This window comes from Escherichia sp. E2748 (assembly GCF_005781125.1).
Lineage (GTDB): Bacteria > Pseudomonadota > Gammaproteobacteria > Enterobacterales > Enterobacteriaceae > Escherichia.
Genome location: NZ_VATP01000008.1, coordinates 1 through 24,328, shown reverse-complemented (window position 1 = coordinate 24,328; position 24,328 = coordinate 1). Strand labels below are relative to the sequence as shown.

The window sequence follows — 24,328 nt, the reverse complement described above, 5'->3', positions numbered from 1 at the left end:
CACCAACTCAGGGCTGAAGAGTAAAAAAACCGACGCAAAGTCGGTTTTTTTACGTCCTGATTCGGACAAGCCTTAATACGGCGATAATCCGGTGAAAGTATATAAATCGTCTTTCACTGCGATATATACCGAAGTGGCCCCTCCGCCAGCTGAAGAAATCGCTAATTCTTGCAATGTTAGCCACTGGCTAATAGTATTGAACTGTTAGATAAGAGCTCTCTCACTCCGGCCAGAGCCTCCAACTCAGGCTGAAGAGTAAAAAACCGACGCAAAGTCGGTTTTTTTACGTCCTGATTCAGACCGCCTTTCAAATGAATACCCAACTCAAAATTCACACCTATTACCATCTTCTGCACTTACACATTCATTAATTCATATATGTTTTTGACTTATCCGCTTTGAAGAGAGACACTGCCTGCAACAATCAGGAGCGCAATATGTCATTTCTGTTACCCATCCAACTGTTCAAAATTCTTGCCGATGATACCCGTCTGGGCATCGTTTTACTGCTCAGCGAGCTGGGCGAGTTATGCGTCTGTGATCTCTGCACTGCCCTCGATCAGTCGCAGCCCAAGATCTCCCGCCATCTGGCGTTACTTCGGGAAAGTGGTTTGTTGCTGGACCGCAAGCAAGGAAAGTGGGTTCATTACCGCTTATCGCCGCATATTCCATCGTGGGCGGCGAAAATTATTGATGAGGCCTGGCGGTGTGAGCAGGAAAAGGTTCAGGTGATTGTCCGCAACCTGGCTCGACAAAATTGTTCCGCAGACAGTAAGAACATTTGCAGTTAAAAAATTTAGCTAAACACATATGGATTTACACATGTGTCTTATCCGGGAGGCATTATGTTACTGGCAGGCGCTATCTTTGTCCTGACCATCGTATTGGTTATCTGGCAGCCGAAAGGTTTAGGCATCGGCTGGAGTGCAACGCTCGGCGCAATACTGGCGTTAGCTACGGGCGTGGTTCATCCGGGTGATATTCCGGTGGTGTGGAATATCGTCTGGAACGCGACGGCTGCGTTTATTGCCGTCATTATCATCAGCCTGCTACTGGATGAGTCCGGCTTTTTTGAATGGGCGGCGCTGCACGTCTCACGCTGGGGCAATGGACGCGGTCGCCTGCTGTTTAGCTGGATTGTCCTGCTCGGTGCCGCCGTTGCGGCCCTGTTTGCCAATGATGGCGCGGCGCTTATTTTGACGCCGATTGTCATCGCCATGCTGCTGGCTTTAGGTTTTAGCAAAGGCACGACGCTGGCGTTCGTGATGGCAGCGGGATTCATTGCCGATACCGCCAGCCTGCCACTTATTGTCTCTAACCTGGTGAATATCGTTTCGGCAGATTTCTTTGGTCTTGGCTTTCGCGAATACGCCTCGGTGATGGTGCCGGTGGATATCGCCGCGATACTGGCGACCCTGGTGATGTTGCATCTCTATTTCCGCAAAGATATTCCGCAGAACTACGATATGGCGCTGCTAAAATCTCCCGCAGAAGCGATTAAAGATCCTGCTACGTTCAAAACTGGCTGGGTTGTTTTACTGCTTCTGCTGGTGGGATTTTTCGTCCTGGAACCACTCGGCATTCCGGTAAGCGCCATTGCGGCAGTGGGCGCGCTGATATTATTTGCCGTCGCTAAACGCGGTCACGCGATTAATACGGGTAAGGTGCTGCGCGGTGCACCCTGGCAGATTGTCATCTTCTCGCTCGGCATGTATCTGGTGGTTTATGGCCTGCGCAATGCCGGATTAACGGAACATCTTTCTGGCGTACTCAACATGCTGGCGGATAACGGCCTGTGGGCCGCGACGCTCGGCACCGGATTCCTCACCGCCTTCCTATCTTCTATTATGAACAATATGCCAACGGTGCTGTTTGGCGCGTTATCCATTGATGGCAGCACGGCATCTGGCGTTATCAAAGAAGCGATGGTTTATGCCAACGTGATTGGCTGCGATTTGGGGCCGAAAATTACCCCGATTGGTAGTCTGGCAACGCTGCTCTGGCTGCACGTACTTTCGCAGAAGAATATGACAATCAGCTGGGGATATTACTTCCGTACAGGAATTATCATGACCCTGCCGGTGCTGTTTGTGACGCTGACCGCGCTGGCGCTACGCCTCTATTTCACATCGTAATGAGATACTGATATGAGCAACATTACCATTTATCACAACCCGGCCTGCGGCACGTCGCGTAATACGCTGGAGATGATCCGCAACAGCGGTACAGAACCGACCATTATCTATTATCTGGAAACACCGCCGACGCGCGATGAACTGGTCAAACTCATTGCCGATATGGGGATTTCGGTACGCGCGCTGCTGCGTAAAAACGTCGAGCCATATGAGGATCTGGGCCTTGCGGAAGATAAATTTACTGACGATCGGTTAATCGACTTTATGCTGCAATATCCCATCCTGATTAATCGCCCGATTGTGGTTACACCGCTGGGAACTCGTCTGTGCCGCCCTTCAGAAGTGGTGCTGGAAATTCTGCCAGATGCGCAACAAGGCGCGTTCACCAAGGAAGATGGTGAGAAAGTGGTTGATGAGGCGGGTAAACGATTAAAATAAACAAAGGGGGCGGCTGCGCCCTCTCATTATTGACAAAAAATACATAATTTCGATCGTGCAATTTCAGTAAATTATTGATATCCATGCAGAACGGATAAACAATGTTTTTTTAATGGACAGATAAAATGAGTCATATAATAAGTGTTTTTAAATTGAAGATCCCCAAAGTTAAAATTACGAATGGCTTGCATATCTAACATTTATAAACCATTATCATCACATCAATAACAATCTTTACACCATGTGCCATTAGAAATAAGAGCCGCCTTATAATATCCCATATTATAAGGAGACACATAATAACATCACACATCAATGCTTTCCGGATCTCATCTGCAAGGATATAAATATCAGACAGGTTTACGTTACTATCAGGCATATCACCTGAAAATCAGATGAAAACCATAAAGAAATATCTATTATGGTTTTAACATTTGTTGATAAGGATAGTAACATGAACAAGTCAAAAGGTGCTCTCATCTTCAGCCTTGCATTATTGCTTGCCGCGTGTAGTTCTATTCCACAAAATATCAAAGGTAATAACCAGCCTGATATCCAAAAAAGTTTTGTTGCTGTTCATAACCAACCAAATTTATACGTTGGTCAGCAGGCCCGCTTTGGCGGTAAAGTCATTAACGTCATTAATGGCAAAACCGATACATTGCTAGAAATCGCCGTATTGCCGTTGGATAGCTATGCGAAACCTGACATTGAGGCCAACTATCAAGGGCGACTGCTCGCCAGACAAAGTGGTTTCCTTGACCCAGTAAACTACCGTAACCACTATGTCACCATCCTCGGAACCATTCAGGGCGAACAACCTGGCTTTATCAATAAAGTCCCATATAACTTCCTTGAAGTGAATATGCAGGGGATTCAGGTGTGGCATTTACGAGAAGTGGTGAACACAACCTATAACCTGTGGGATTACGGCTACGGCGCATTCTGGCCAGAACCCGGCTGGGGCGGCACTCCTTACTATACCGATGCGGTTAGCCAGGTAACTCCAGAACTGGTCAAATAACATTACCTGAAGATGCAGATATTGATGAGATATCTGCATCTTTGAACACATTCAATTAATGTACAGCAAGCGAATTAGTATAATTACAAGCCCTGACCTTTTTATTACCTTTGGCAACCTGATTATAAAGTTAATGTTCGCAAAGGGAGTCGGTTATGTTTCTTATAATTACCAAAGACACCATGTTTTTCACCGCGATGAAAAATATTGTAAGTAAAGGTAATGTCGTTCATATACAGAACGAAGAAGAGATTGACTTAACGTTGCATCAGAATGCCTTAGTGATTATTGATACATTAATGAATAATGTATTCCACTCATCAATGCTCAACAAAATTGAACGCCTGCGGCCTGTTCATGTCATTGTTTTCTCGCCGTTTAATATTAAACGCTGTCTGGGGAAAGTTCCGGTAACCTTTGTCCAGAGAAATATTACGATTATTGACTTCATCGCACTGCTCAATGGCAGTTATTGCTCTGTACCTGAAGCAGACGTGTCACTCTCGCGCAAACAGCATCAGGTTCTGAGCTGCATTGCGAATCAAATGACGACAGAAGATATTCTGGGGAAACTCAAAATATCGCTGAAAACATTCTACTGCCATAAACACAATATTATGATGATCCTCAATCTTAAGCGGATCAATGAGCTGGTACGTCATCAACATATTGATTATCTGGTCTGAAATCTCCAGCTGATATTTATAAAGAGGCCCGGCGACAGCCAGACCTCCGGATAATGACTCGTTATGCAGCAACGCCTTCCTGCGTCAGCGCCGCAATCTGTTTACGCCATTGCGCCTGCTCCTGTTCCCCTTCAGTACGCTGACCATAAAGTTGCGCAATCTGCGTACCATCATGAGCAAACAGTTCCAGGCTGGTTACGTAGCCATCGCTGGTCGGTTTACGGGTAACCCAGGCTTCAGCAATGCTCTCTTCTAATAGATGAAGAGTAAACGTCGGGTTGAAAATATTCAGCCAACCTTTCATTAGCACCACTTTTTCTACCACACCCGTGAAAATCTGTACGCAGCCACGGTTGCCAACAAACACCATGATTTCATTGCCATCCTGCTGTGCAGATTCAAGAATTTGCGCCAGCGCACTACCAGGTACTTTGCAGGCCAAATCGTCTGCCACCAGATTGAACGCCTGCTGACGAGCCAGGTTGTGGCGCTTGAGCAACGTAAAAAACTGATGGACATCCGTCATCGCACGCCACTCTTGTTCTACAACACTGGCATCGACGTCGGTTTGTGCGACAGGCGCATCAACCGTTGTTAACTCAAGCGGCGTATTTTCCTCGACGGTAAAGCGTGCCAGAAGCTCATTCCATGCCGCCATATCGGTATTGTCGGTAGCATAAACTTTCAGTAATGCATCGCCCTGATGATCAAAGAACTGAATACTCTGACGTTCACCACGAGCCGTGTTTTCTTTTATATGGAAAACACTGGCCCACTGATTAAGAAACAGTCGCAAATCCAGCGCGCGCGGGTTGAGTATTAATCCGGCATGACCGTTCAAATGCTGGTTTGTGAACGAGCCAACTTGCTCATGGACTGCATATTCATTACGACAAATACATTTGGTTTCACCAACGCTTTCCAGCGCTGCCAGAATTTCACGAATATCGCCGCGCATCCGCCACGCGTCGTGAGTGACGCGCGCAAATGCCAGTTCTGCTTCGCTGATATTCATTAAACCTGCGATGTCACGCGCGTACTTTCCGGGATTTTGTTCTTTTAACTCAAGCCAGCGTGTGTAGTGGTTCATTGTCTCTCTTCCTTCCAGATAAATGCCCCGAAATATCGGGGCTGATGATTACCATTGATAACTCACGAAAATTTTGCCGTTACGTCCATCCTGTGGGATGCCCTGCGGCGACCAGTACTCTTTATCGAAGGCATTGCCCAATACCAGAGTCGTGGTCATGCCTTTGAGCGCCTGCTGCCCTTGATAACTGACGTAGAAATCATTCACGCCGTAGCCAGGTTGTTTGCTGTAGCTGCTGCTGATATGTGTTGAGCGATCGGCAAACGTACCTACCCAACCAACAGAGAAGCCACTGTGAGCGATCGGAATATTCAGGGTGCTGGTAACGGTATCCGGGTTAATGCTGGAGATATATTCCCCGGTATCGGTGTCTTTGCCGCGGGTACGGTTATAGGCCACATCAAGACTAAACAGGTCAGTGGTATATTTCGTCATCACATCCCAGCCCCAGATTTTGGCGTTCGGGACGTTATAAGACATGGTTGTCGCCGCCGCGAAATCGACGGTTGTGGAGATGTAATCCTTCGCTTTGGTATCAAAGTAGCTGGCTTTAAATTCCAGGGCATCATTGGACAACATCAGGTCATCAAAACGCAGCCCAAAGCCGTATTCCTGAGTTTCGTTGGTTTCCGGACGTAAATTCGGGTTTGGCACCCAATAGTTGGTATAGAAGCGACCAATCGAGAAGTGCTTAGAATCGTTGTACATTTCGCCCATCGTCGGCGCGCGGAATGCCTGGGCATATGAGCCAAATAACATCAGCCAGTTGGTCGGATTGATAGTCATCCCTGCACGAGACGACCATTTGTCGGCATCAACATCTTTGTAGCCGTCGCTGCTACCGCGATAACTGTCATAGCGGGTTCCGCCAAGCAGGGTAATCGGCAGATCGCGTAAGGTGATCTCATCCTGTAGCCAGCCGGAACTGAAATCAATTTTTGCTTGCGGGAAGCCCGTCGTCGCGCCGCCCGGATGCTGTTCCTGACGATAATACTCACCGCCATACGTCAGCAGGTGAGAGGCAAAACTCTCGGCAAACAGAGTGGAACGGTTCTCCAGTTTGGCACCTTTTGTTGTCTGTTCGCGATACTCACCGGAACTTCCCGTGTTTTGCGCATTAATACGAACTTCCGACCAGTAAACTTTTGCATCAGCATTTAACCAGTCGTTGCCCACTGGAGAGAGTTTATAAGAAAGCTGAGCATCACGTTGAATCGTTGAACGATCAACCATCGGATTACTGCTGTCAGACGCTTCAACGGTCTGCGGATTTTTTGGTTCGCGCGCGTCGTTATTGTAGTAACGCACTAATCCGCTCAGAGCCTGGGCAGAATCAATTTGCCAGGTTCCTTTCGCCAGCATGTTATTAATAGCCTCATCATTCGGCGCGGTTTCGCCATTGCTCTGGCGTAAATCACCACGATCGCGACTGGACCAGGCCACAATACCATCCAGATTTTCCGTTCGCCCAAACGCGCTCGCGCCTAATCCCAGGCTATGGTCCCCCGTGCCACCGGTGCCAAAAACGCGAAAACCGCTGCTTTGTCCTTCCTGCAATAAATCTTTTGCATCGACCGTATCGTAGGAGATAACCCCACCCAGCGCGCCACTGCCATACAGTAATGCCGAAGGTCCACGGACAATCTCGACACGTTTGATCAGCGCCGGATCGAGGAAAGTCCCATTCAGGTGTCCGGTATCCGTTCCCTGACGAACGCCATCGACAAGAACCAGCACGCCGCGATGGTCATAACCACGCATATTTACATCCTGACCGTTGGTTCGTCCGGTACCATCTAGAGTAATTCCAGGAACATGACGCAGCAGATCGGTGGCTGAAGTCGCCGTTTGGTTTTCAGGAGCGGAAGTGTCGAGGACGCTGACCATCATTGGTGCTTCGAAGGAACTACGGGCATTCCCCGTTGCCGTAACGGTCATGGTTTCAGTAGCAAAAGCAAACGTTGGCAAGGTGGCAGAAACAGCCAAAGCCAACAAACTCAAGCGCAACGAGGTAAATTGCGGACGTGACATAGCGATTCTCCATGAGGAAAATAAAAAATGCTGGCTACCTGGATTAATACCGGGATGGCTGGCGAAAAATAAATTTATTTACAATTCAAAGCGATAATATTCGCCGGGTGAGTTAACAGGCGTTTATATCCGGTGAAATTGCCTGGTATCCCGGACAATTCGCCCTCTTTGTCAGGCAAAGCGATATGCCGCATCTGGAGTGAAGAGCGCTGTGCGTTATCCCTTGCAAAAGCTATGATTTTGTTATCCATATAGTCATATTTTGTTAAAGCCAGACGTGATAATGAGAATTATTATCGATCAATTTTTTATGATCAAGCTTTTTTTTAACCGCCATTAACACAATAAACAGGGGGTTATGAAAGCTATCCTGTATCCAGAAAACCATTTTTTTCTTGTGGCATTCCCCCACGACCTCATAACGAAACGTTGTCGTTAACCGCGATAATTTTCTCTTCTCTTTGCTCTGCAAGCCGCGATATCTCTGAGATCTCAGCTTTTTCCCGCCCTGAAATTTTGTCGGTAACAAGAACGTTAGCTGACGAAGCATCTTGATAAAAATCAAAAATAAATACGCTTGTAACGCCTTGCGTATTGAATCGACGGTTGTATTTCATATATAACTCAAATGATAATCATGATCATTCTCAATTCGATAAGAGTTCTCATATGATGCCAAGGATCACCAACAGGCCGTATCTTTTTTCCCCACTAACGTTATGTATTTCAGCCGTGGCCTCTGTCGCGAAGACTGCGGTAAAACGAAAAAAATTGTTTACGGCAGCACTGGCTCTTAGCTGGGCTTTTAGCGCAACGGCTGCCGAACGCATTGTGGTCGCTGGAGGATCACTGACGGAGCTAATCTACGCGATGGGTGCTGGCGAGCGCGTGGTGGGTGTCGATGAAACGACATCTTATCCCCCAGAAACCGCCAAACTGCCGCATATTGGCTACTGGAAACAACTCAGCAGCGAAGGCATTTTGTCACTTCGCCCGGATAGCGTAATTACCTGGCAGGATGCAGGACCGCAAATTGTGCTCGACCAGTTGCGGGCGCAAAAGGTCAACGTCGTCACTCTGCCGCGTGTACCAGCCACCCTTGAGCAGATGTACGCCAACATTCGCCAACTGGCAAAAACGTTACAGGTTCCTGAACAAGGCGAGGCGCTGGTGACACAAATCAGCCAACGCCTGGAGCGAGTACAGCAAAGCGTGGCGGCAAAAAAAGCCCCGGTTAAAGCGATGTTTATTCTCTCTGCTGGCGGCAGCGCGCCACAGGTCGCCGGTAAAGGCAGCGTCGCAGACGCCATTCTGTCGCTTGCCGGAGCAGAAAACGTCGCTACCCACCAGCAGTACAAAAGCTACAGCGCGGAATCGCTGATTGCGGCTAACCCTGAAGTGATTGTCGTAACCTCACAAATGGTCGATGGCGATATTAATCGGCTACGTTCTATTGCCGGAATTACCCACACCGCCGCCTGGAAGAACCAGCGCATTATCACCGTTGATCAAAACCTGATTCTGGGAATGGGCCCGCGTATTGCTGATGTCGTTGAGTCTTTACACCAGCAACTTTGGCCGCAATAAACGGATTTAAATCAGACGTATGGACATGAAAAACACCCTGGATCTCACGCCTCATTTTGCTTTAGACGGTGACCAGCCATTTAAAGACAGGCGTGCCATGATGCCGTTTCGTGGGGCCATTCCGGTCGCCAAAGAACAACTGGCACAGACCTGGCAAGAGATGATCAGTCAAACAACCTCACCTCGTAAGCGACTGGTTTATCTTCATATTCCTTTTTGCGCGACACACTGCACGTTTTGCGGTTTTTATCAGAATCGTTTTAATGAAGATGCGTGTGCTCATTATACCGATGCCCTGATTCGAGAAATCGAACAGGAGGCAGACAGCGTATTGCATCAGTCCGCGCCCATCCATGCGGTCTATTTCGGTGGCGGTACGCCTTCCGCACTCTCCGCGCGCGATTTGGCAAGAATCATCACCACACTACGAGAAAAATTACCACTGGCACCCGATTGTGAAATCACCATTGAAGGCCGGGTACTGAATTTTGACGCTGAGCGAATCGACGCTTGCCTTGATGCGGGAGCAAACCGCTTCTCAATTGGTATTCAGTCGTTTAACAGCAAAATCCGCAAGAAAATGGCCCGCACCTCGGATGGCCCAACCGCCATTGCGTTTATGGAAAGCCTGGTCAAACGCGACCGTGCTGCGGTGGTCTGTGACCTGCTGTTTGGCCTGCCAGGTCAGGATGCGCAAACCTGGGGAGAAGATCTGGCTATTACCCGCGATATCGGTCTTGACGGCGTCGACCTCTATGCGCTCAACGTCCTGCCCAACACGCCACTGGGCAAAGCCGTGGAAAACGGGCGCACTACCGTGCCCTCTCCGGCGGAGCGTCGCGATCTTTACCTGCAAGGGTGTGATTTTATGGACGATGCCGGTTGGCGCTGCATCAGTAACAGCCACTGGGGCCGTACCACACGCGAACGCAATCTCTATAACCTGCTGATAAAACAAGGTGCCGATTGTCTGGCCTTTGGTTCCGGCGCAGGTGGTTCGATTAATGGTTACTCCTGGATGAACGAACGCAATCTACAGACCTGGCATGAATCCGTCGCGGCAGGCAAAAAACCGCTGATGATGATCATGCGTAACGCCGAACGTAACGCGCAGTGGCGTCATACCTTGCAGTCGGGCATTGAAACGGCGCGTGTACCGCTGGACGAACTTACGCCACATGCTGAAAAACTCGCACCATTACTGGCCCAGTGGCACCAAAAAGGCTTAAGCCGCGATGCTTCAACGTGCCTGCGGTTGACCAATGAAGGTCGTTTCTGGGCAAGCAACATTTTGCAGTCTCTTAATGAACTGATTCAGGTACTTAATGCGCCAGCGATTGCGCTTGAAAAACCATAACAGGAGTGATTTATGAGCCATGTCTCGTTACAGGAATTTTTGAAAACGGAGCCAGACGGTACGCTGGAGGCGATCGCCGAACAATACAACACCACGTTGCTGGAGGTAGTGAAAAATCTGCCCTCTCCGACAGTTGTGTCAGGCGATAAATTCGATACTGTCTGGGATACCGTCTGCGAATGGGGCAACGTCACCACGCTGGTGCATACTGCCGATGTGATCCTCGAATTTAGCGGCGAACTGCCTTCGGGTTTCCACCGCCACGGCTATTTCAATCTGCGTGGAAAGCACGGCATGTCCGGGCATATCAAAGCAGAAAACTGCACGCATATTGCCTTAATCGAACGTAAATTTATGGGCATGGACACCGCATCCATTCTCTTTTTCAACAAAGAAGGCAGCGCCATGCTGAAAATCTTCCTCGGCAGGGATGACCATCGTCAGCTCCTGAGTGAACAGGTCAACGCCTTCCATGCTCTGGCAGCATCGTTAAAGGAACACGCCTGATGACACCGTGGCTACTCTTTGGCGCGGGCGGAAAAGGTGTGGGCGCCAGAACGCTTGAACTGGCGCTGGCGGAACAACGTCCGGTCGTCGCTGTCGTTCGCCGTGCAGACGCTGCGGCTCAACTGACGCAACAAGGTGTGCAGGCTTTTACTGGCGACGCTTGTGACGCCAGCGTAGTCGCAGCCGCCTGCCGCGCGGCTGGTCCGCAAGCACTTATCATCTCAACAATGGGCGGCGCACAGGATTATCTGGCCCACAGAACAGTGATTGATGAGGCCGAAAAGGCAGGCATCAGTCGCATGATTCTGGTGACTTCTTTGGGATGCGGCGATAGTTGGCCGTTCTTATCGGATCGGGCAAAAGCCGCGTTTGGTCAGGCGGTGCGCGAAAAGACACTGGCGGAAAGCTGGCTGCAAACCAGCCAGCTAGACTACGCCATTCTCCGCCCTGGCGGTCTGCTTGACGGCGCAGCAACAGGCAAAGCACAACGGATACAAAATCAGGAGTGTCATGGTTTTGTCCGCCGTGCCGATGTCGCCGCACACATTCATGAACTGGCAAACGCGCCAGCACTCAACAAGCAGATCTACAGTCTGATTGAACCTGACCTGAAACCGGCGTAATCCCATGCGGCGCAGACTCTCCGCGCCGCAACGTCATAACGGAGTTTTGCGTGCTCAAGGATTCATTTTCATCCGCCAGTGTCTTTATGGGGCTATCACTATTATTGCTTGCCCTGGTGCTGTTCGGTGCCAGTCAGGGCGCGTTAAAAATCAGCTTTAGCGCCCTTCTTGATGAGGAATACCGCGATATCTGGCTAAATATTCGCCTGCCGCGCGTTTTACTGGCAGTGCTGGTAGGCGCCGCGTTGGCAACCGCCGGGGTGATTATGCAGGGGCTTTTCCGCAACCCCATGGCTGACCCAGGATTACTCGGCGTCAGTAGCGGTTCGGCATTAATGGTTGGCGTTGCTATTGTGCTGCCCTTTTCCTTCCCCGTGGTGCTGGTGCTCTATGAGCAAATGGTGTTTGCCATCGCCGGAAGTTTAGTGGTCTGCACCATCATTTTTCTCATCACGCAGCGCCATCGCGATGGCAGCATGATGCAATTGTTACTCGCCGGTATCGCCATCAATGCCCTATGCGGCGCAGCAATCGGCATACTGAGCTATATCGGCGATGAGCAGCAATTACGACAACTCACGTTGTGGATGATGGGCAATCTCGGTCAGGCGCAATGGCCAACGTTATTGGTTGCCAGCTCCTTCATTCTGCCCGCCATTATGGCAACAACGTGTCTCGCCGGAACGCTGAATTTGCTGCAACTTGGTGATGAAGAAGCCCATTACCTCGGCGTGAACGTAAAGCGTAAACGCCAACAATTACTGTTGATTAGCTCACTGCTCGTTGGCGCTGCCGTATCGGTAAGCGGCATTATCGGCTTTATTGGCCTGGTGATCCCGCATCTGATTCGCATGACTACCGGAGCAAATCATCGCTGGCTAATTCCTTGCTCTGCCCTTGCCGGAGCCTGCTTATTACTGATGGCAGACACGCTTGCCCGCACACAGGTACAGCCAGCAGAAATGCCTGTAGGATTACTAACCAGCCTGCTTGGCGGTCCGTATTTCATGTGGTTGATTCTGCGCAACCGGAGGATCGCATGATTAGCGCCCGGAACCTGGTTTATAGCCTTCATGGGCGATGCCTGACTGACAATGTCTCGCTGACTTTTCCCGGCGGGGAAATTGTTGCCATTCTCGGTCCTAATGGTGCGGGAAAATCCACGTTGCTTCGCCAACTCACCGGCTATCTTCAACCTGATAGCGGCGAATGCCGGTTATTTAATAAGCCATTAAATGAATGGTCAATTACCGAACTGGCGAAACACCGGGCCGTGATGCGTCAGAATAGCCATATGGCGTTCCCATTCAGCGTACAAGAAGTGATCCAGATGGGGCGCCATCCGCATCGTACCGGTAATCAGGGGGATGAAACGGCACAGATAATGGCGCTATGCGACTGTCAGGCGTTAGCAAACCGCGACTATCGGCAATTATCCGGCGGTGAACAACAGCGTGTGCAATTAGCGCGCCTGCTGGTACAACTTTGGGAAGCAATACCCTCGCCGAAATGGTTATTTCTTGATGAACCAACGTCGGCGCTGGATATTCACCATCAGCAGCATCTGTTTCGTTTATTACGTCAGTTAGTTCGCGAACGGCAATTCAACGTCTGCTGTGTATTGCACGATCTTAATCTTGCCGCCCGCTATGCCGACCGTGTTGTATTGATGCAAAAAGGAAAGGTTATCGCCAATGGTAAACCGCAGGACGTGTTGACACAGCAGGCGCTGACTATGCTCTACGGCGCGGATATTACTGTATTAAACGCCCCTGCCAATCATTCTCCGCTGATTGTCCTAGATAGTTAAATACGACGGGAGTACCGGGTGTACTCCCGTCGATATCATTAATATTCACATTAGCTGATTGAAACACCTTTCACACCCGTCATGTCTTTTAGCGACTTTAATAAGTCTTCAATCGACGTCGCCGCATGAAGCTGAATATCAATAGCAACCACGTCATGATCTTCATTTTCTTGCAACGAAACTAAATCAGTTTTTATTTTTTGTTGTTTAAACCAGTCGAGCATCGACAGCGTATTACCGTTCACCAACGTCAGCTGTAAATGGTAATTCTTGTTCATCAGCCGGAAAGTTAATTGATGGAAGACTTCCAGTACCAACAAGGTCATTACAGAACCGTAAATCCCCAGCTCATACATGCCGCTACCAATCACCATACCGATTGCTGCTGTTACCCAGATATCCGCAGCGGTGGTGAGGCCGACAATATTTTGATTACGGACGAGGATATTACCCGCGCCTATAAAACCGACGCCAGTGACAACCTGAGCGGCAATACGACTGGGATCAAGCCCGACGTGATCCAGCGCCAGCACATCAGCGAAACCATATTTCGACACAATCATAAACAGGGCGCTACCCATACCGATTAAGACATGTGTACGAAGCCCTGCCCCTTTGCCGCGCATTTGCCTTTCCATGCCAATAGCACCACAGGCAATAGCAGCCAGGATTAGACGAATAATAAATTCTGCAGTCATATAAAAATGCAAAAAGGAGCAGCAAGATGGCTCAACTTGCTACTCCTTTTTGCTTTATTCCTGTTAATTCGGCAGGACATTTGCCAATTTATCTTTGAAGGTATACAAATTTTTCTGCGGATTTTTCTTACAATATTCAATCACTTTAGGAATCTGAGTCAGATCAGTTTCATTTAAGGTTACAGTATCACCACCTTTGTAAACCGTTTCCTCATGCAGCATCCACCATGCAACCGGTGTCATCGCTTTTGGATTCAGGTCAATAAATTCCTGACAAGTCATATCTTTAGCAGATTCATTAGCAGCCAGTGCAGATTGTGCATTAACCAGTGAAAGTGCCGCTACAGCGCCAACGAAAATCATGGCTTTACGTAGAGATGAAATATTCATTTTACAACCCATTCAACAAATAAAGTATATATGAACAGGAGGATTATCTGCTTTTAACGCGAGGTATTCCTGCCTGTTCAATATTCAAGGAAATACGATGCAACGCATTCCATGAATTACATATCTTTCTTAATCTTGTCCCATTCGCCTTTAACTTTATCTTTAAAGCTGGCTTGTTTATCCTGAGTACAAGCCTGAACGATAGCTGGGGTTACGGTTGCAATGCCCTGAACATCCATAACCGCATCTTCTGGTTTATCTTTGTTATTCAGTGCTTCAGCAAAACCGACTGCAGTCGGCTGGAAGGATTCGTCCACAGCCAGGAAATCTTCACAGGTCCAGGAGTTGACAGGTTTTTTATTGTCAGCTGCTTTTTGTGCATCCGCGGCATTGCTCACAACTGGCAGAAGAAGCAGGCCACCAAGAATTACACCTAATACTTTTTTCATCGTAATATCCTCAACTATAAAGTGAAAGAGCCGTCACGAATCAATTTCGACATTGAGGTTATAACCTGGTTTTTTGGGTATGTCATGTTGAGATAAAATATCAAAATCAGATATTTTTATTTAAATACAACAAGTTACATGGGTATTGAACACATTAATTAGGAAATTTTTATTAAATCACATGCATTCCTGGATGCATTTTTGGCATAGATTGATAGTAGGGATTTTTCTTCTTAAATTTATAGGGTGGTTCTATGTTATATATAGATAAGGCAACAATTTTGAAATTTGATCTGGATATGCTTAAGAAGCATCGGAGAGCAATCCAGTTTATTGCTGTGCTACTGTTTATTGTCGGTTTGCTGTGTATAAGCTTCCCGTTTGTCTCTGGCGATATCCTTAGCACAGTCGTTGGCGCATTATTAATCTGCTCAGGCATTGCGCTTATTGTCGGTTTATTCAGCAACCGGAGTCATAATTTCTGGCCTGTATTATCCGGCTTCCTTGTCGCTGTCGCCTATTTGTTGATCGGCTATTTCTTCATCCGCGCACCAGAACTGGGAATTTTTGCTATTGCGGCGTTTATCGCTGGCTTGTTTTGTGTCGCTGGGGTTATTCGCTTGATGAGCTGGTATCGCCAGCGTTCAATGAAAGGCAGCTGGCTACAACTAGTCATTGGTATCCTGGATATCATCATCGCATGGATATTCCTGGGTGCAACGCCAATGGTTTCTGTAACACTAGTTTCTACACTGGTGGGGATAGAACTAATATTCAGCGCTGCCAGCTTGTTTAGCTTCGCTAGTTTATTCGTTAAAAAATAATCAATATCAGACCGTCGGCACAGTATTTCCCACACCGCCTCATAATCACTTATGGTGACTATGAGGCATATAACACTCCCACTTCATATCGCCACCATGGCAAAACATAAACCATCGTTGAAATAATTACCGTGCGACTCATTAAACAACTCGCTGAAACCTTTATGGTTTTATAAATTTCACAGCAAATTAGCCATTTCAAACATTATCATGGCTGATATTTTCTGTAGTCAGGTTTAATGTTTAAAAGTGCTGTGGGAAAATGAAATCAAGATTTGGCAAGCATTGACTCAATAAGAAGGTAATTAATGCAGTTGATGTTAATTTTCCCCAAAAATTAAAAAGAAAGCTGGCAATCCAATTGCCAGCTTAAGTAGAAACAAGGAGACTCGATATTTAAATCGGATTACTTTTTTATTTTAGTTTTATCATTCAGAAATCACAAACTTTAAATTGATAACTTATTCTTGGTAAAAATATGGGAGTTGTTAATTTCCTGTTAGCACTAACAAATTTATAACAACCAGGAATATTACCTAGGATCAATATATGGAGTGCGTGATGGATAAATCTCAAGTTTTGATTAGTGTTAATAGACGTATTAGTTCACGAAGGGCAACGTTCTTATAGGCGTTTACTATATTGAACAACGAATTCGGACATGGATGTAAATAATGAAAAGGATGACATGTTCGAAACAATAACGGCTAAGGAGCAAGTTATGATTTTTCTCATGACGAAGGATTCTTTTCTTTTACAGGGCTTTTTGCAGTTGAAAGATAATCACGAAATGATAAAAATCAATTCCCTGTCAGAGATAAAAAGCATAGGTAACAAACCATTCAAGGTGATCATTGATACCTATCATAATCATATCCTTGATGAAGAAGCGATTAAGTTTCTTGAGAAGTTAGATGCTGAAAGAATCATTGTTCTGGCACCTTACCACATCAGCAAACTTAAAAGTCAGTCGCCTATCTTTTTTATCAGCCGTAAAGAAAGCATTAAAAATCTGATTGATATTACTTATGGAAAACACTTGCCTCATAAGAATTCTCAATTATGTTTCTCGCATAATCAATTCAAAATTATGCAATTAATCCTGAAGAACAAAAATGAAAGTAATATCACGTCAACACTGAAAATTTCGCAGCAGACATTAAAGATCCAGAAATTCAATATTATGTACAAGCTGAAACTTAGACGTATGAGCGACATCGTGACTCTGGGGATCTCTTCTTATTTTTAAGAAGGCGTTGATGTGGCCCAGCGATAAGTGCCTGAAATTGACGGCTGGCATGACGAGGGATGCAAATGCTGACTCCATTACTCCCGGTGATAACCAAAGGAGAAGCAAAAACGAACTTATTCCCCTGGTTTATGTATCCACCAGTAGAAACATTCGTTGCCCGGACGCAGGCAGAGACTGCCAGCAGAACGGCAACATTTTTTTTGCCATCTAAATCGCCACGTTGGTCACTCGGCCTGCATGCGCCATCACAGGCGGCCTGCACTATGCTGCAGGTCTGTAAATCCCTCATGCCTCTCCCCGCACACATTCAAAAAATCCGTAATTCTTCACGAATTTTCAGGGAATAAAATGAACAGAAAAAGAAAACTGTTAATACCGTTGTTATTCTGCGGCGTAATTCTCACCGCATGCGACGACAAATCAGCGCAAAATGCTGCCGCCATGACGCCAGAAGTGGGCGTGGTGACGCTCTCCCCCGGCTCAATCAATGTCATGAGCGAATTGCCCGGCAGAACTGTTCCTTATGAAGTTGCTGAGATTCGCCCGCAGGTGGGTGGCATCATCATTAAACGCAATTTTATTGAAGGCGATAAAGTTAACCAGGGCGATTCGTTGTATCAGATTGACCCTGCGCCCTTGCAGGCAGAGCTGAACTCAGCCAAAGGTTCGCTGGCGAAAGCCCTCTCTACCGCTAGCAATGCCCGCATTACCTTTAATCGCCAGGCATCGTTGCTGAAAACCAACTACGTCAGCCGTCAGGATTACGACACCGCGCGCACCCAGCTGAATGAGGCGGAAGCCAATGTCACCGTTGCCAAAGCGGCTGTTGAGCAGGCAACCATCAATCTGCAATACGCGAATGTCACCTCGCCCATTACGGGCGTCAGCGGGAAATCATCAGTGACCGTCGGCGCACTCGTTACCGCTAATCAGGCAGATTCGCTGGTTACCGTACAACGTCTGGACCCGATTTATGTCGATCTCACGCAGTCGGTGCAGGATTTCTTGCGCATGAAAGAAGAGGTCGCCAGTGGGCAAATCAAACAGGTTCAGGGCAGTACGCCAGTACAGCTCAATCTGGAAAATGGTAAACGTTACAGCCAGACTGGCACGCTGAAATTCTCCGACCCGACGGTGGATGAAACCACGGGCTCCGTGACGTTACGGGCGATTTTCCCCAACCCAAATGGTGACTTGCTGCCTGGCATGTATGTCACGGCATTAGTGGATGAAGGTAGCCGCCAGAATGTATTACTGGTGCCGCAGGAAGGCGTCACCCACAACGCCCAGGGTAAAGCAACGGCACTCATTCTGGATAAAGACGATGTCGTGCAGCTACGCGAAATCGAAGCCAGCAAAGCCATCGGTGACCAGTGGGTTGTCACCTCTGGCTTGCAGGCTGGCGATCGGGTGATCGTTTCCGGTTTGCAACGCATTCGTCCGGGTATCAAAGCACGTGCAATTTCCTCCAGCCAGGAAAACGCCAGCACCGAATCGAAACAATAACGTTGCAGGCTTAAGGGGACTTTCATGGCTAACTATTTTATTGATCGCCCGGTTTTTGCCTGGGTACTTGCCATTATTTTGATGCTCGCAGGCGGGCTGGCGATCATGAACTTACCGGTGGCGCAATATCCGCAGATTGCACCACCGACCATCACCGTTAGCGCCACCTATCCGGGTGCTGATGCGCAAACGGTAGAAGATTCAGTCACTCAGGTGATTGAGCAAAATATGAATGGACTTGATGGCCTGATGTATATGTCATCAACCAGTGATGCGGCGGGTAATGCGTCCATCACACTGACCTTTGAGACAGGAACGTCGCCCGATATTGCGCAGGTTCAGGTGCAGAATAAACTGCAACTTGCTATGCCATCACTCCCCGAAGCAGTACAGCAACAAGGGATTAGCGTCAATAAGTCGAGCAGCAATATCCTGATGGTGGCAGCGTTTATCTCTGAAAACGGCAGCCTCAACCAGTACGACATTGCAGACTATGTGGCTTCTAATATTAAAGATCCATTAAGTCGTACCGCAGGTGTCGGTAGCGTGCAGCTCTTTGGTTCAGAGTACGCCATGCGTATCTGGCTGGACCCGCAAAAACTCAATAAATACAACCTTGTTCCTGCCGATGTCATTTCCCAAATCAAGGTACAGAACAACCAGATTTCCGGCGGTCAACTGGGCGGAATGCCACAGGCGGCAGACCAACAACTGAACGCCTCGATCATTGTGCAGACACGTCTGCAAACACCGGAAGAATTTGGCAAAATCCTGCTGAAAGTTCAGCAAGATGGTTCACAAGTGCTGCTGCGCGACGTTGCCCGCGTCGAGCTGGGAGCGGAAGATTATTCCACCGTAGCGCGCTTTAACGGCAAACCTGCCGCCGGGATCGCTATCAAACTGGCTACCGGAGCAAACGCGCTCGATACCTCGCGGGCGGTAAAAGCAGAGCTCAACCGTTTATCAGCGTATTTCCCCGCCAGCCTGAAGACGGTTTATCCTTACGACACGACACCATTTATTAAAATTTCAATCCAGGAAGTTTTCAAAACGCTGGTTGAGGCCATCATCCTCGTCTTCCTGGTCATGTATCTGTTTTTACAAAACATTCGCGCTACGATCATCCCGACTATTGCCGTTCCGGTCGTTATTCTCGGCACATTTGCGATTTTGTCGGCGGTCGGTTTTACCATCAACACCCTCACCATGTTCGGGATGGTGCTGGCGATAGGGTTGCTGGTTGATGATGCTATCGTGGTGGTAGAAAACGTCGAGCGCGTGATAGCAGAAGATAAGCTGCCGCCGAAGGAAGCGACGCATAAATCAATGGGGCAAATCCAACGTGCGCTGGTCGGGATTGCCGTTGTGCTTTCTGCGGTGTTTATGCCAATGGCCTTTATGAGCGGCGCGACCGGGGAAATTTATCGTCAGTTCTCCATTACGCTGATCTCCTCCATGTTGCTTTCGGTGTTTGTGGCGATGAGTCTAACGCCTGCCCTTTGCGCCACCATTTTGAAAGCCGTTCCAGAAGGCGGTCACAAACAGAATGCGTTATTTGTGCGATTTAACCATCTGTTTGAAAAATCAACTCAACACTATACCGACAGTACCCGCTCACTGCTGCGCTGCACGGGTCGCTATATGGTGGTTTACCTGCTGATTTGTGCCGGGATGGCAGTGCTGTTTCTGCGTACACCGACCTCCTTCTTGCCGGAAGAGGATCAGGGGGTATTTATGACCACTGCACAGCTACCATCAGGTTCCACGATGGTTAACACCACTAAAGTGCTGCAGCAGGTGACCGATTACTATCTGACAAAAGAGAAAAATAATGTTCAGTCGGTGTTTACCGTTGGCGGCTTTGGTTTCAGCGGCCAGGGGCAAAACAACGGTCTGGCGTTTATCAGCCTGAAGCCGTGGTCTGAACGCGTCGGCGAAGAAAACTCGGTGACTGCAATCATTCAGCGAGCAATGGTGGCTCTTAGCCGCATCAATAAAGCAGTTATTTTCCCGTTCAACTTACCGGCGGTAGCAGAACTGGGTACAGCATCAGGTTTTGATATGGAACTCCTGGACAACGGCAACCTGGGGCATGAAAAGCTGACCCAGGCGAGAAACGAGTTGTTGTCGCTGGCAGCACAATCACCTGATCAGGTAACAGCGGTTCGCCCGAACGGCCTGGAAGATACGCCGATGTTCAAAGTGAACGTCAACGCCGCGAAAGCCGAAGCGATGGGCGTGGAACTGTCTGATATCAACCAGACACTCTCTACCGCCTTCGGCAGTAGCTACGTTAACGACTTCCTTAACCAGGGACGAGTGAAAAAAGTGTATGTCCAGGCGGGAACACCGTTCCGCATGCTGCCAGATAATATAAACCAATGGTATGTACGCAACGCCTCTGGCACGATGGCGCCGCTTTCTGCCTATTCTTCAACAGAATGGACCTACGGCTCACCACGTCTGGAACGCTACAACGGTATTCCAGCAATGGAGATTTTAGGTGAAGCGGCGGCAGGAAAAAGTACGGGTGACGCAATGAAATTTATGGCGGATCTGGTCGCAAAACTTCCGACTGGCGTTGGCTATTCATGGACCGGACTGTCATATCAGGAAGCGTTATCTTCCAACCAGGCACCGGCACTATATGCCATCTCGCTGGTCGTGGTGTTCCTTGCCCTCGCCGCACTTTATGAAAGCTGGTCAATTCCATTCTCAGTAATGCTGGTCGTACCGCTTGGGGTAATTGGCGCGTTACTGGCTACAGACCTGCGCGGCTTAAGCAATGACGTCTACTTCCAGGTTGGTCTGCTGACCACCATTGGGCTTTCCGCCAAGAACGCCATCCTGATTGTCGAGTTTGCGGTTGAGATGATGCAAAAAGAAGGGAAGACACCGATGGAAGCGATTATCGAAGCAGCACGGATGCGCTTACGCCCAATCCTGATGACCTCTCTGGCCTTTATTCTCGGCGTGCTGCCGCTGGTTATCAGTCATGGCGCAGGCTCCGGTGCGCAAAACGCAGTAGGTACAGGCGTTATGGGGGGGATGTTTGCAGCAACGGTGCTGGCGATTTACTTCGTTCCAGTCTTTTTCGTTGTGGTGGAACATCTCTTTGCCCGCTTTAAAAAAGCGTAACGCGTAAACGAGAGTAAGGTTGAACGTGAGGGTTCAGCCTTACTCTTTCCCGCTAACCACTCGCCACTCAACAGCCAGCTTACTGCCAGGAACATCAGACTCAGTAAACAGCATTGAAAGTAGAACCCGCTCCAACCGTTGGTTATCAATTTAAACAACACGACACTGACCAGAATTCCCGTAATTGTATGAATTGCAAACTTAATAATCCTGAACATGCCGCGTCTTTTCCTCCTGAAAATACGTTTAGTGTTTTGCAAACTGCGAAAGCAAACTTGCCGGTGACCCGGCAGAGTTAATGAGGAAAGATTTTCACATGAAGTGTGAGGGAGATCCTGACCGACTTTCGAATGAGAAATCCAGTCAGTTAAAGGTCCCAGTTGACTGTTGCGCAAACTGGTGCGGTGTTACGCCATAGTACTGGCGGAAAGTATTAATAAAGTACGACGTACTGCTATAGCCACATTTTTCTGCGACCATCGGCAGCGGGATTTGTCGTAACTCGAGTAATCGTCTGGCCATCGACATTCGCGAGGCCAACAATATTTTACTGAAGCAAGTATTTTCATCCTGCAATTTTTTCTTGATTAGGCTTTCACTGGTATACATTTTTTCGGCGATATCACGCAGATACCAACGTTTGGCTATATCACAGCTAATAATGCGTTCAACTTTACCTGAAACAGTACTAATGCTATTAAAAAGGAAGGGAATAAGTTCTTTATTTCGTGAAAACATCGAAAGACAGGAAAAGTAAAGCATATTACTTAATGTTCTGGACGCAATATCTTCTTGAGCAAAACTATCAAATATCGCAGTGACCAGCGGCATTGGTGGTGTTGGGTTAACTAGCAACCGTTTTTTACCATGCAGCCCTAAACACCGACCCGAAAGACGGACATTGTGCAAATAATGGCTAATGATCCTTTCATCGATATCTAGTCTGCGGGCATGGGATTCATCAAAAGGAAAATTCTCCACCATATATTTATCCATCAAAAGAATACTCTCTTTTTGCAAATAGAGTTTTTGCTGCTCATGATAAATATCAAATGAACGGCGGGTGAGGATCACTGAGCAAACGTGTGTCATGACAAGCCCTTATATTCCATTACTACAACCATTACAATTTCAGTATACAAATGAAATGATGTATGACTCCTGTAAAAATCCAAAACTGCCAAAATTGGTAGGACCAAAAAGTAATCACATACATAAGCGCATATATCAGTTAAGCCATAAAAAGTAAATGCATGCGTGATATATCTTAAATTTGTGTATAGCTTATGTTTATAAAAAATTGGCTGATCTTATCTCCAGCAAAAGTTATATTTAACCCACTGAGAGCACAAAGTTTCCCGTGCCAACATGGAGTGTTATAACGGCTTATTAGTCTGGAGACGGCAGACTATCCTCTTCCCGGTCCCCTATGCCGGGTTTTTTTTATCTTCAAAAAGCAATTATAACCTTACTATCCTTTCAGGGTGACAACACTTTCCTGCTAAACAAATGTCCATCATCAGAGGGTTATCACCCCCTCTTTCAGCTATTCGTTCATGATACTCAGTCGGTGTCATGCCATAATAATTGCGAAAAACATAAATAAAATACGACACACTGTTATAGCCACACAACACGGCCACTCGCTTTATAGAAAAGCCATGTATTACAATGAGTTGTAACGAGCGTCGCATTCTACATTCGGTAAGCAGTTGCGAATAAGACGTCTCTTCTTCACGCAATTTTTTCTTTAACAAACTTGGACTCATCAATAACTCGCTGGCTATTTTCGCCAATGACCATTCATGAGCAATATTACAGTTAATGACCGTACAAACCCGAGTTCGCATATTGGGCTGTAGGATATTCATGAGTAGCGCTATAAACTGTTCATCTTCAAGAAAAACCGACAATATTGCGAATATTAATGCCCTGTTACGTAAAATCTCACCATAGCGGAGATTTTTACTCTGTGAAAGCTGTACAACTTCCTGAAAAACAGGGATATCTCGGGTACAGTGATGCACGATTAACGAAGGAACTTTTTTACAGGCATGAAGAGTTAATGCCTCCTCCTTGAGCATTGGGAGAAATAATGAAAGTGTTTCCTTCGTGACAAAGACGACGTTCTCTGCACAGTTATCAACTAAAATCTGGTTTGCATCCGCAATAACCAAATCACCACCGTTAAAACAGCGATATTCACCATTCTGCATGGTAAGAATATATTTATGCTTTGCGTACGCAATTAAACAAGTTCCATGTAGTGATTGCATCATTAATACACTATAACAGAAACATATTATTGTATTTAATGTAGCACGCTAACACCCTAAGTCAAATCGCGATTTAAAAAAAGCTTAAACAAAAAAAATAATAGCATCCTAAGTGGTTAGAAGCATTGTTCCAGGTCACTTATTTTTCAATCTATTAGAGCAAAAATAAGCAATAATAACGGATATGAATAATAGCTGATGCATCCTATTGTAATTTGTACAAGATCTAATTTACATTGCAAATTATTCAATTATATGAATTTCCCAAAAAACAAAAAAATGATCAGAATTAGCATCCTGATCATTACGCCACTACTCTTATTTATAGGATATATTTCTTTACCGTGAATGAATTACACCCGCATGCTCCTGGCATGCAGGTGACATTCGGTTATCAGGTATGTTTAAAGCTGTTCTGCTGGGCAATGCCCTGCAGTTTCGGGTGATCGCTGAGGTATTTCAGTGAGGCTTTGTAGTCTTCCAGTAACAGTTCAGCGAAGTCCATTT

Annotated in this window: 24 protein-coding genes and 1 pseudogene; 15 read left to right on the top strand and 10 right to left on the bottom strand. The window is 47.2% G+C overall.

Annotated features, from left to right (window positions below; genetic code table 11):
• The first annotated feature begins 437 nt into the window (after positions 1-437).
• From arsR to FEK42_RS09195, 5 genes are all read left to right on the top strand, one after another.
• Complete coding sequence (arsR, locus tag FEK42_RS09215) at positions 438-791, top strand: As(III)-sensing metalloregulatory transcriptional repressor ArsR (protein WP_135493094.1); 354 nt, start codon at positions 438-440, stop codon at positions 789-791.
• Between the two features lie 54 nt (positions 792-845).
• The gene (gene arsB / locus FEK42_RS09210) at positions 846-2,135 is read left to right on the top strand and encodes an arsenite/antimonite:H(+) antiporter ArsB (RefSeq protein WP_135493095.1); all 1,290 of its coding nucleotides are present in this window, start codon (positions 846-848) and stop codon (positions 2,133-2,135) included.
• A gap of 12 nt (positions 2,136-2,147) precedes the next feature.
• Positions 2,148-2,573, top strand: coding sequence for a glutaredoxin-dependent arsenate reductase (gene arsC, locus FEK42_RS09205; protein ID WP_138211810.1), 426 nt, complete (start codon positions 2,148-2,150; stop codon positions 2,571-2,573).
• Positions 2,574-3,027: 454 nt separating this feature from the next.
• Entirely contained in the window at positions 3,028-3,597 is a 570-nt protein-coding gene (gene slp / locus FEK42_RS09200) for an outer membrane lipoprotein Slp (RefSeq protein ID WP_135490471.1), read from the top strand.
• Between the two features lie 155 nt (positions 3,598-3,752).
• Entirely contained in the window at positions 3,753-4,283 is a 531-nt protein-coding gene (locus FEK42_RS09195; protein WP_130209174.1) for a LuxR C-terminal-related transcriptional regulator, read from the top strand.
• Between the two features lie 61 nt (positions 4,284-4,344).
• Here FEK42_RS09195 and chuS read toward each other — a convergent pair whose 3' ends face one another.
• The 3 genes from chuS to FEK42_RS22770 all read right to left on the bottom strand — a co-directional run bounded on the left by chuS (position 4,345) and on the right by FEK42_RS22770 (position 8,021).
• Positions 4,345-5,373, bottom strand: coding sequence for a hematinate-forming heme oxygenase ChuS (gene chuS, locus FEK42_RS09190; protein WP_135493096.1), 1,029 nt, complete (start codon positions 5,371-5,373; stop codon positions 4,345-4,347).
• 48 nt (positions 5,374-5,421) lie between these two features.
• Entirely contained in the window at positions 5,422-7,404 is a 1,983-nt protein-coding gene (gene chuA, locus FEK42_RS09185) for a TonB-dependent heme/hemoglobin receptor ChuA/ShuA (protein ID WP_130221299.1), read from the bottom strand.
• 416 nt (positions 7,405-7,820) lie between these two features.
• Positions 7,821-8,021 carry a hypothetical protein gene (locus FEK42_RS22770; protein ID WP_165383169.1) on the bottom strand — a complete coding sequence of 67 codons (201 nt, stop codon included), beginning with the start codon at positions 8,019-8,021 and terminating at the stop codon, positions 7,821-7,823.
• 55 nt (positions 8,022-8,076) lie between these two features.
• Between FEK42_RS22770 and shuT the strand changes: the two genes are divergently transcribed.
• The 6 genes from shuT to FEK42_RS09150 are packed head-to-tail and all read left to right on the top strand — an operon-like array spanning position 8,077 to position 13,288.
• Positions 8,077-8,991 carry a heme ABC transporter substrate-binding protein ShuT gene (gene shuT, locus FEK42_RS09175; protein WP_130261002.1) on the top strand — a complete coding sequence of 305 codons (915 nt, stop codon included), beginning with the start codon at positions 8,077-8,079 and terminating at the stop codon, positions 8,989-8,991.
• Between the two features lie 19 nt (positions 8,992-9,010).
• Entirely contained in the window at positions 9,011-10,348 is a 1,338-nt protein-coding gene (hutW, locus tag FEK42_RS09170; protein WP_135493098.1) for a heme anaerobic degradation radical SAM methyltransferase ChuW/HutW, read from the top strand.
• A 12-nt stretch (positions 10,349-10,360) separates the two neighbouring features.
• Complete coding sequence (gene hutX / locus FEK42_RS09165) at positions 10,361-10,855, top strand: heme utilization cystosolic carrier protein HutX (RefSeq protein ID WP_021550030.1); 495 nt, start codon at positions 10,361-10,363, stop codon at positions 10,853-10,855.
• Positions 10,855-11,478 (top strand): anaerobilin reductase, encoded by a 624-nt coding sequence (chuY, locus tag FEK42_RS09160; RefSeq protein WP_130260994.1) that lies wholly within the window; start codon positions 10,855-10,857, stop codon positions 11,476-11,478. The genes hutX and chuY overlap by 1 nt, the downstream gene beginning before the upstream one ends.
• A gap of 50 nt (positions 11,479-11,528) precedes the next feature.
• Positions 11,529-12,521: a heme ABC transporter permease ShuU/ChuU gene (shuU, locus tag FEK42_RS09155; RefSeq protein ID WP_240783140.1), complete on the top strand. Its 993-nt coding sequence runs from the start codon at positions 11,529-11,531 to the stop codon at positions 12,519-12,521.
• Entirely contained in the window at positions 12,518-13,288 is a 771-nt protein-coding gene (locus FEK42_RS09150) for a heme ABC transporter ATP-binding protein (RefSeq protein ID WP_135493099.1), read from the top strand. Before shuU ends, FEK42_RS09150 begins: the two co-directional genes overlap by 4 nt.
• Positions 13,289-13,338: 50 nt before the next feature.
• Here the strand turns inward: FEK42_RS09150 and FEK42_RS09145 are convergent, their stop codons facing one another.
• From FEK42_RS09145 to hdeA, 3 genes are all read right to left on the bottom strand, one after another.
• A complete protein-coding gene (locus FEK42_RS09145) occupies positions 13,339-13,986 on the bottom strand; it encodes an MgtC/SapB family protein (RefSeq protein ID WP_135487086.1) in 648 nt (215 codons plus the stop codon).
• Between the two features lie 63 nt (positions 13,987-14,049).
• The gene (gene hdeB / locus FEK42_RS09140; protein WP_130209187.1) at positions 14,050-14,376 is read right to left on the bottom strand and encodes an acid-activated periplasmic chaperone HdeB; all 327 of its coding nucleotides are present in this window, start codon (positions 14,374-14,376) and stop codon (positions 14,050-14,052) included.
• A 116-nt stretch (positions 14,377-14,492) separates the two neighbouring features.
• Positions 14,493-14,825: an acid-activated periplasmic chaperone HdeA gene (gene hdeA, locus FEK42_RS09135; protein WP_130209189.1), complete on the bottom strand. Its 333-nt coding sequence runs from the start codon at positions 14,823-14,825 to the stop codon at positions 14,493-14,495.
• Between the two features lie 254 nt (positions 14,826-15,079).
• Between hdeA and hdeD the strand changes: the two genes are divergently transcribed.
• Both hdeD and gadE read left to right on the top strand, forming a co-directional pair.
• Positions 15,080-15,649: an acid-resistance protein HdeD gene (gene hdeD / locus FEK42_RS09130; RefSeq protein ID WP_130221293.1), complete on the top strand. Its 570-nt coding sequence runs from the start codon at positions 15,080-15,082 to the stop codon at positions 15,647-15,649.
• Positions 15,650-16,370: 721 nt separating this feature from the next.
• Complete coding sequence (gadE, locus tag FEK42_RS09125; RefSeq protein WP_064527778.1) at positions 16,371-16,898, top strand: acid resistance transcriptional activator GadE; 528 nt, start codon at positions 16,371-16,373, stop codon at positions 16,896-16,898.
• Between the two features lie 19 nt (positions 16,899-16,917).
• Here the strand turns inward: gadE and FEK42_RS23250 are convergent.
• A pseudogene (locus FEK42_RS23250) lies at positions 16,918-17,190 on the bottom strand (hypothetical protein); the annotation flags it as partial.
• Between the two features lie 107 nt (positions 17,191-17,297).
• On the opposite strand from FEK42_RS23250, the gene mdtE reads away from it, so the two are divergent.
• The gene (gene mdtE, locus FEK42_RS09115; RefSeq protein ID WP_346763403.1) at positions 17,298-18,407 is read left to right on the top strand and encodes a multidrug transporter subunit MdtE; all 1,110 of its coding nucleotides are present in this window, start codon (positions 17,298-17,300) and stop codon (positions 18,405-18,407) included.
• Positions 18,408-18,431: 24 nt separating this feature from the next.
• Entirely contained in the window at positions 18,432-21,545 is a 3,114-nt protein-coding gene (mdtF, locus tag FEK42_RS09110; protein WP_135493101.1) for a multidrug efflux pump RND permease MdtF, read from the top strand.
• A gap of 363 nt (positions 21,546-21,908) precedes the next feature.
• Here mdtF and gadW read toward each other — a convergent pair whose 3' ends face one another.
• The 3 genes from gadW to FEK42_RS23015 all read right to left on the bottom strand — a co-directional run.
• The gene (gene gadW, locus FEK42_RS09105) at positions 21,909-22,637 is read right to left on the bottom strand and encodes an acid resistance transcriptional activator GadW (RefSeq protein ID WP_130209198.1); all 729 of its coding nucleotides are present in this window, start codon (positions 22,635-22,637) and stop codon (positions 21,909-21,911) included.
• Between the two features lie 368 nt (positions 22,638-23,005).
• A complete protein-coding gene (gene gadX, locus FEK42_RS09100; protein WP_138211822.1) occupies positions 23,006-23,821 on the bottom strand; it encodes a DNA-binding transcriptional regulator GadX in 816 nt (271 codons plus the stop codon).
• A gap of 394 nt (positions 23,822-24,215) precedes the next feature.
• Positions 24,216-24,328: hypothetical protein (locus FEK42_RS23015; RefSeq protein WP_000344822.1), on the bottom strand; the 113-nt coding region annotated here is incomplete at its 5' end.

Excerpts from the sequence above, each read along its gene's own strand:
- arsR (WP_135493094.1), top strand. The coding sequence starts at position 438 with ATGTCATTTCTGTTACCCATCCAACTGTTCAAAATTCTTGCCGATGAT.
- arsB (WP_135493095.1), top strand. The coding sequence starts at position 846 with ATGTTACTGGCAGGCGCTATCTTTGTCCTGACCATCGTATTGGTTATC.
- arsC (WP_138211810.1), top strand. The coding sequence starts at position 2,148 with ATGAGCAACATTACCATTTATCACAACCCGGCCTGCGGCACGTCGCGT.
- slp (WP_135490471.1), top strand. The coding sequence starts at position 3,028 with ATGAACAAGTCAAAAGGTGCTCTCATCTTCAGCCTTGCATTATTGCTT.
- FEK42_RS09195 (WP_130209174.1), top strand. The coding sequence starts at position 3,753 with ATGTTTCTTATAATTACCAAAGACACCATGTTTTTCACCGCGATGAAA.
- chuS (WP_135493096.1), bottom strand. The coding sequence starts at position 5,373 with ATGAACCACTACACACGCTGGCTTGAGTTAAAAGAACAAAATCCCGGA.
- chuA (WP_130221299.1), bottom strand. The coding sequence starts at position 7,404 with ATGTCACGTCCGCAATTTACCTCGTTGCGCTTGAGTTTGTTGGCTTTG.
- FEK42_RS22770 (WP_165383169.1), bottom strand. The coding sequence starts at position 8,021 with ATGAAATACAACCGTCGATTCAATACGCAAGGCGTTACAAGCGTATTT.
- shuT (WP_130261002.1), top strand. The coding sequence starts at position 8,077 with ATGCCAAGGATCACCAACAGGCCGTATCTTTTTTCCCCACTAACGTTA.
- hutW (WP_135493098.1), top strand. The coding sequence starts at position 9,011 with ATGGACATGAAAAACACCCTGGATCTCACGCCTCATTTTGCTTTAGAC.
- hutX (WP_021550030.1), top strand. The coding sequence starts at position 10,361 with ATGAGCCATGTCTCGTTACAGGAATTTTTGAAAACGGAGCCAGACGGT.
- chuY (WP_130260994.1), top strand. The coding sequence starts at position 10,855 with ATGACACCGTGGCTACTCTTTGGCGCGGGCGGAAAAGGTGTGGGCGCC.
- FEK42_RS09150 (WP_135493099.1), top strand. The coding sequence starts at position 12,518 with ATGATTAGCGCCCGGAACCTGGTTTATAGCCTTCATGGGCGATGCCTG.
- FEK42_RS09145 (WP_135487086.1), bottom strand. The coding sequence starts at position 13,986 with ATGACTGCAGAATTTATTATTCGTCTAATCCTGGCTGCTATTGCCTGT.
- hdeB (WP_130209187.1), bottom strand. The coding sequence starts at position 14,376 with ATGAATATTTCATCTCTACGTAAAGCCATGATTTTCGTTGGCGCTGTA.
- hdeA (WP_130209189.1), bottom strand. The coding sequence starts at position 14,825 with ATGAAAAAAGTATTAGGTGTAATTCTTGGTGGCCTGCTTCTTCTGCCA.
- hdeD (WP_130221293.1), top strand. The coding sequence starts at position 15,080 with ATGTTATATATAGATAAGGCAACAATTTTGAAATTTGATCTGGATATG.
- gadE (WP_064527778.1), top strand. The coding sequence starts at position 16,371 with ATGATTTTTCTCATGACGAAGGATTCTTTTCTTTTACAGGGCTTTTTG.
- mdtF (WP_135493101.1), top strand. The coding sequence starts at position 18,432 with ATGGCTAACTATTTTATTGATCGCCCGGTTTTTGCCTGGGTACTTGCC.
- gadW (WP_130209198.1), bottom strand. The coding sequence starts at position 22,637 with ATGACACACGTTTGCTCAGTGATCCTCACCCGCCGTTCATTTGATATT.
- gadX (WP_138211822.1), bottom strand. The coding sequence starts at position 23,821 with ATGCAATCACTACATGGAACTTGTTTAATTGCGTACGCAAAGCATAAA.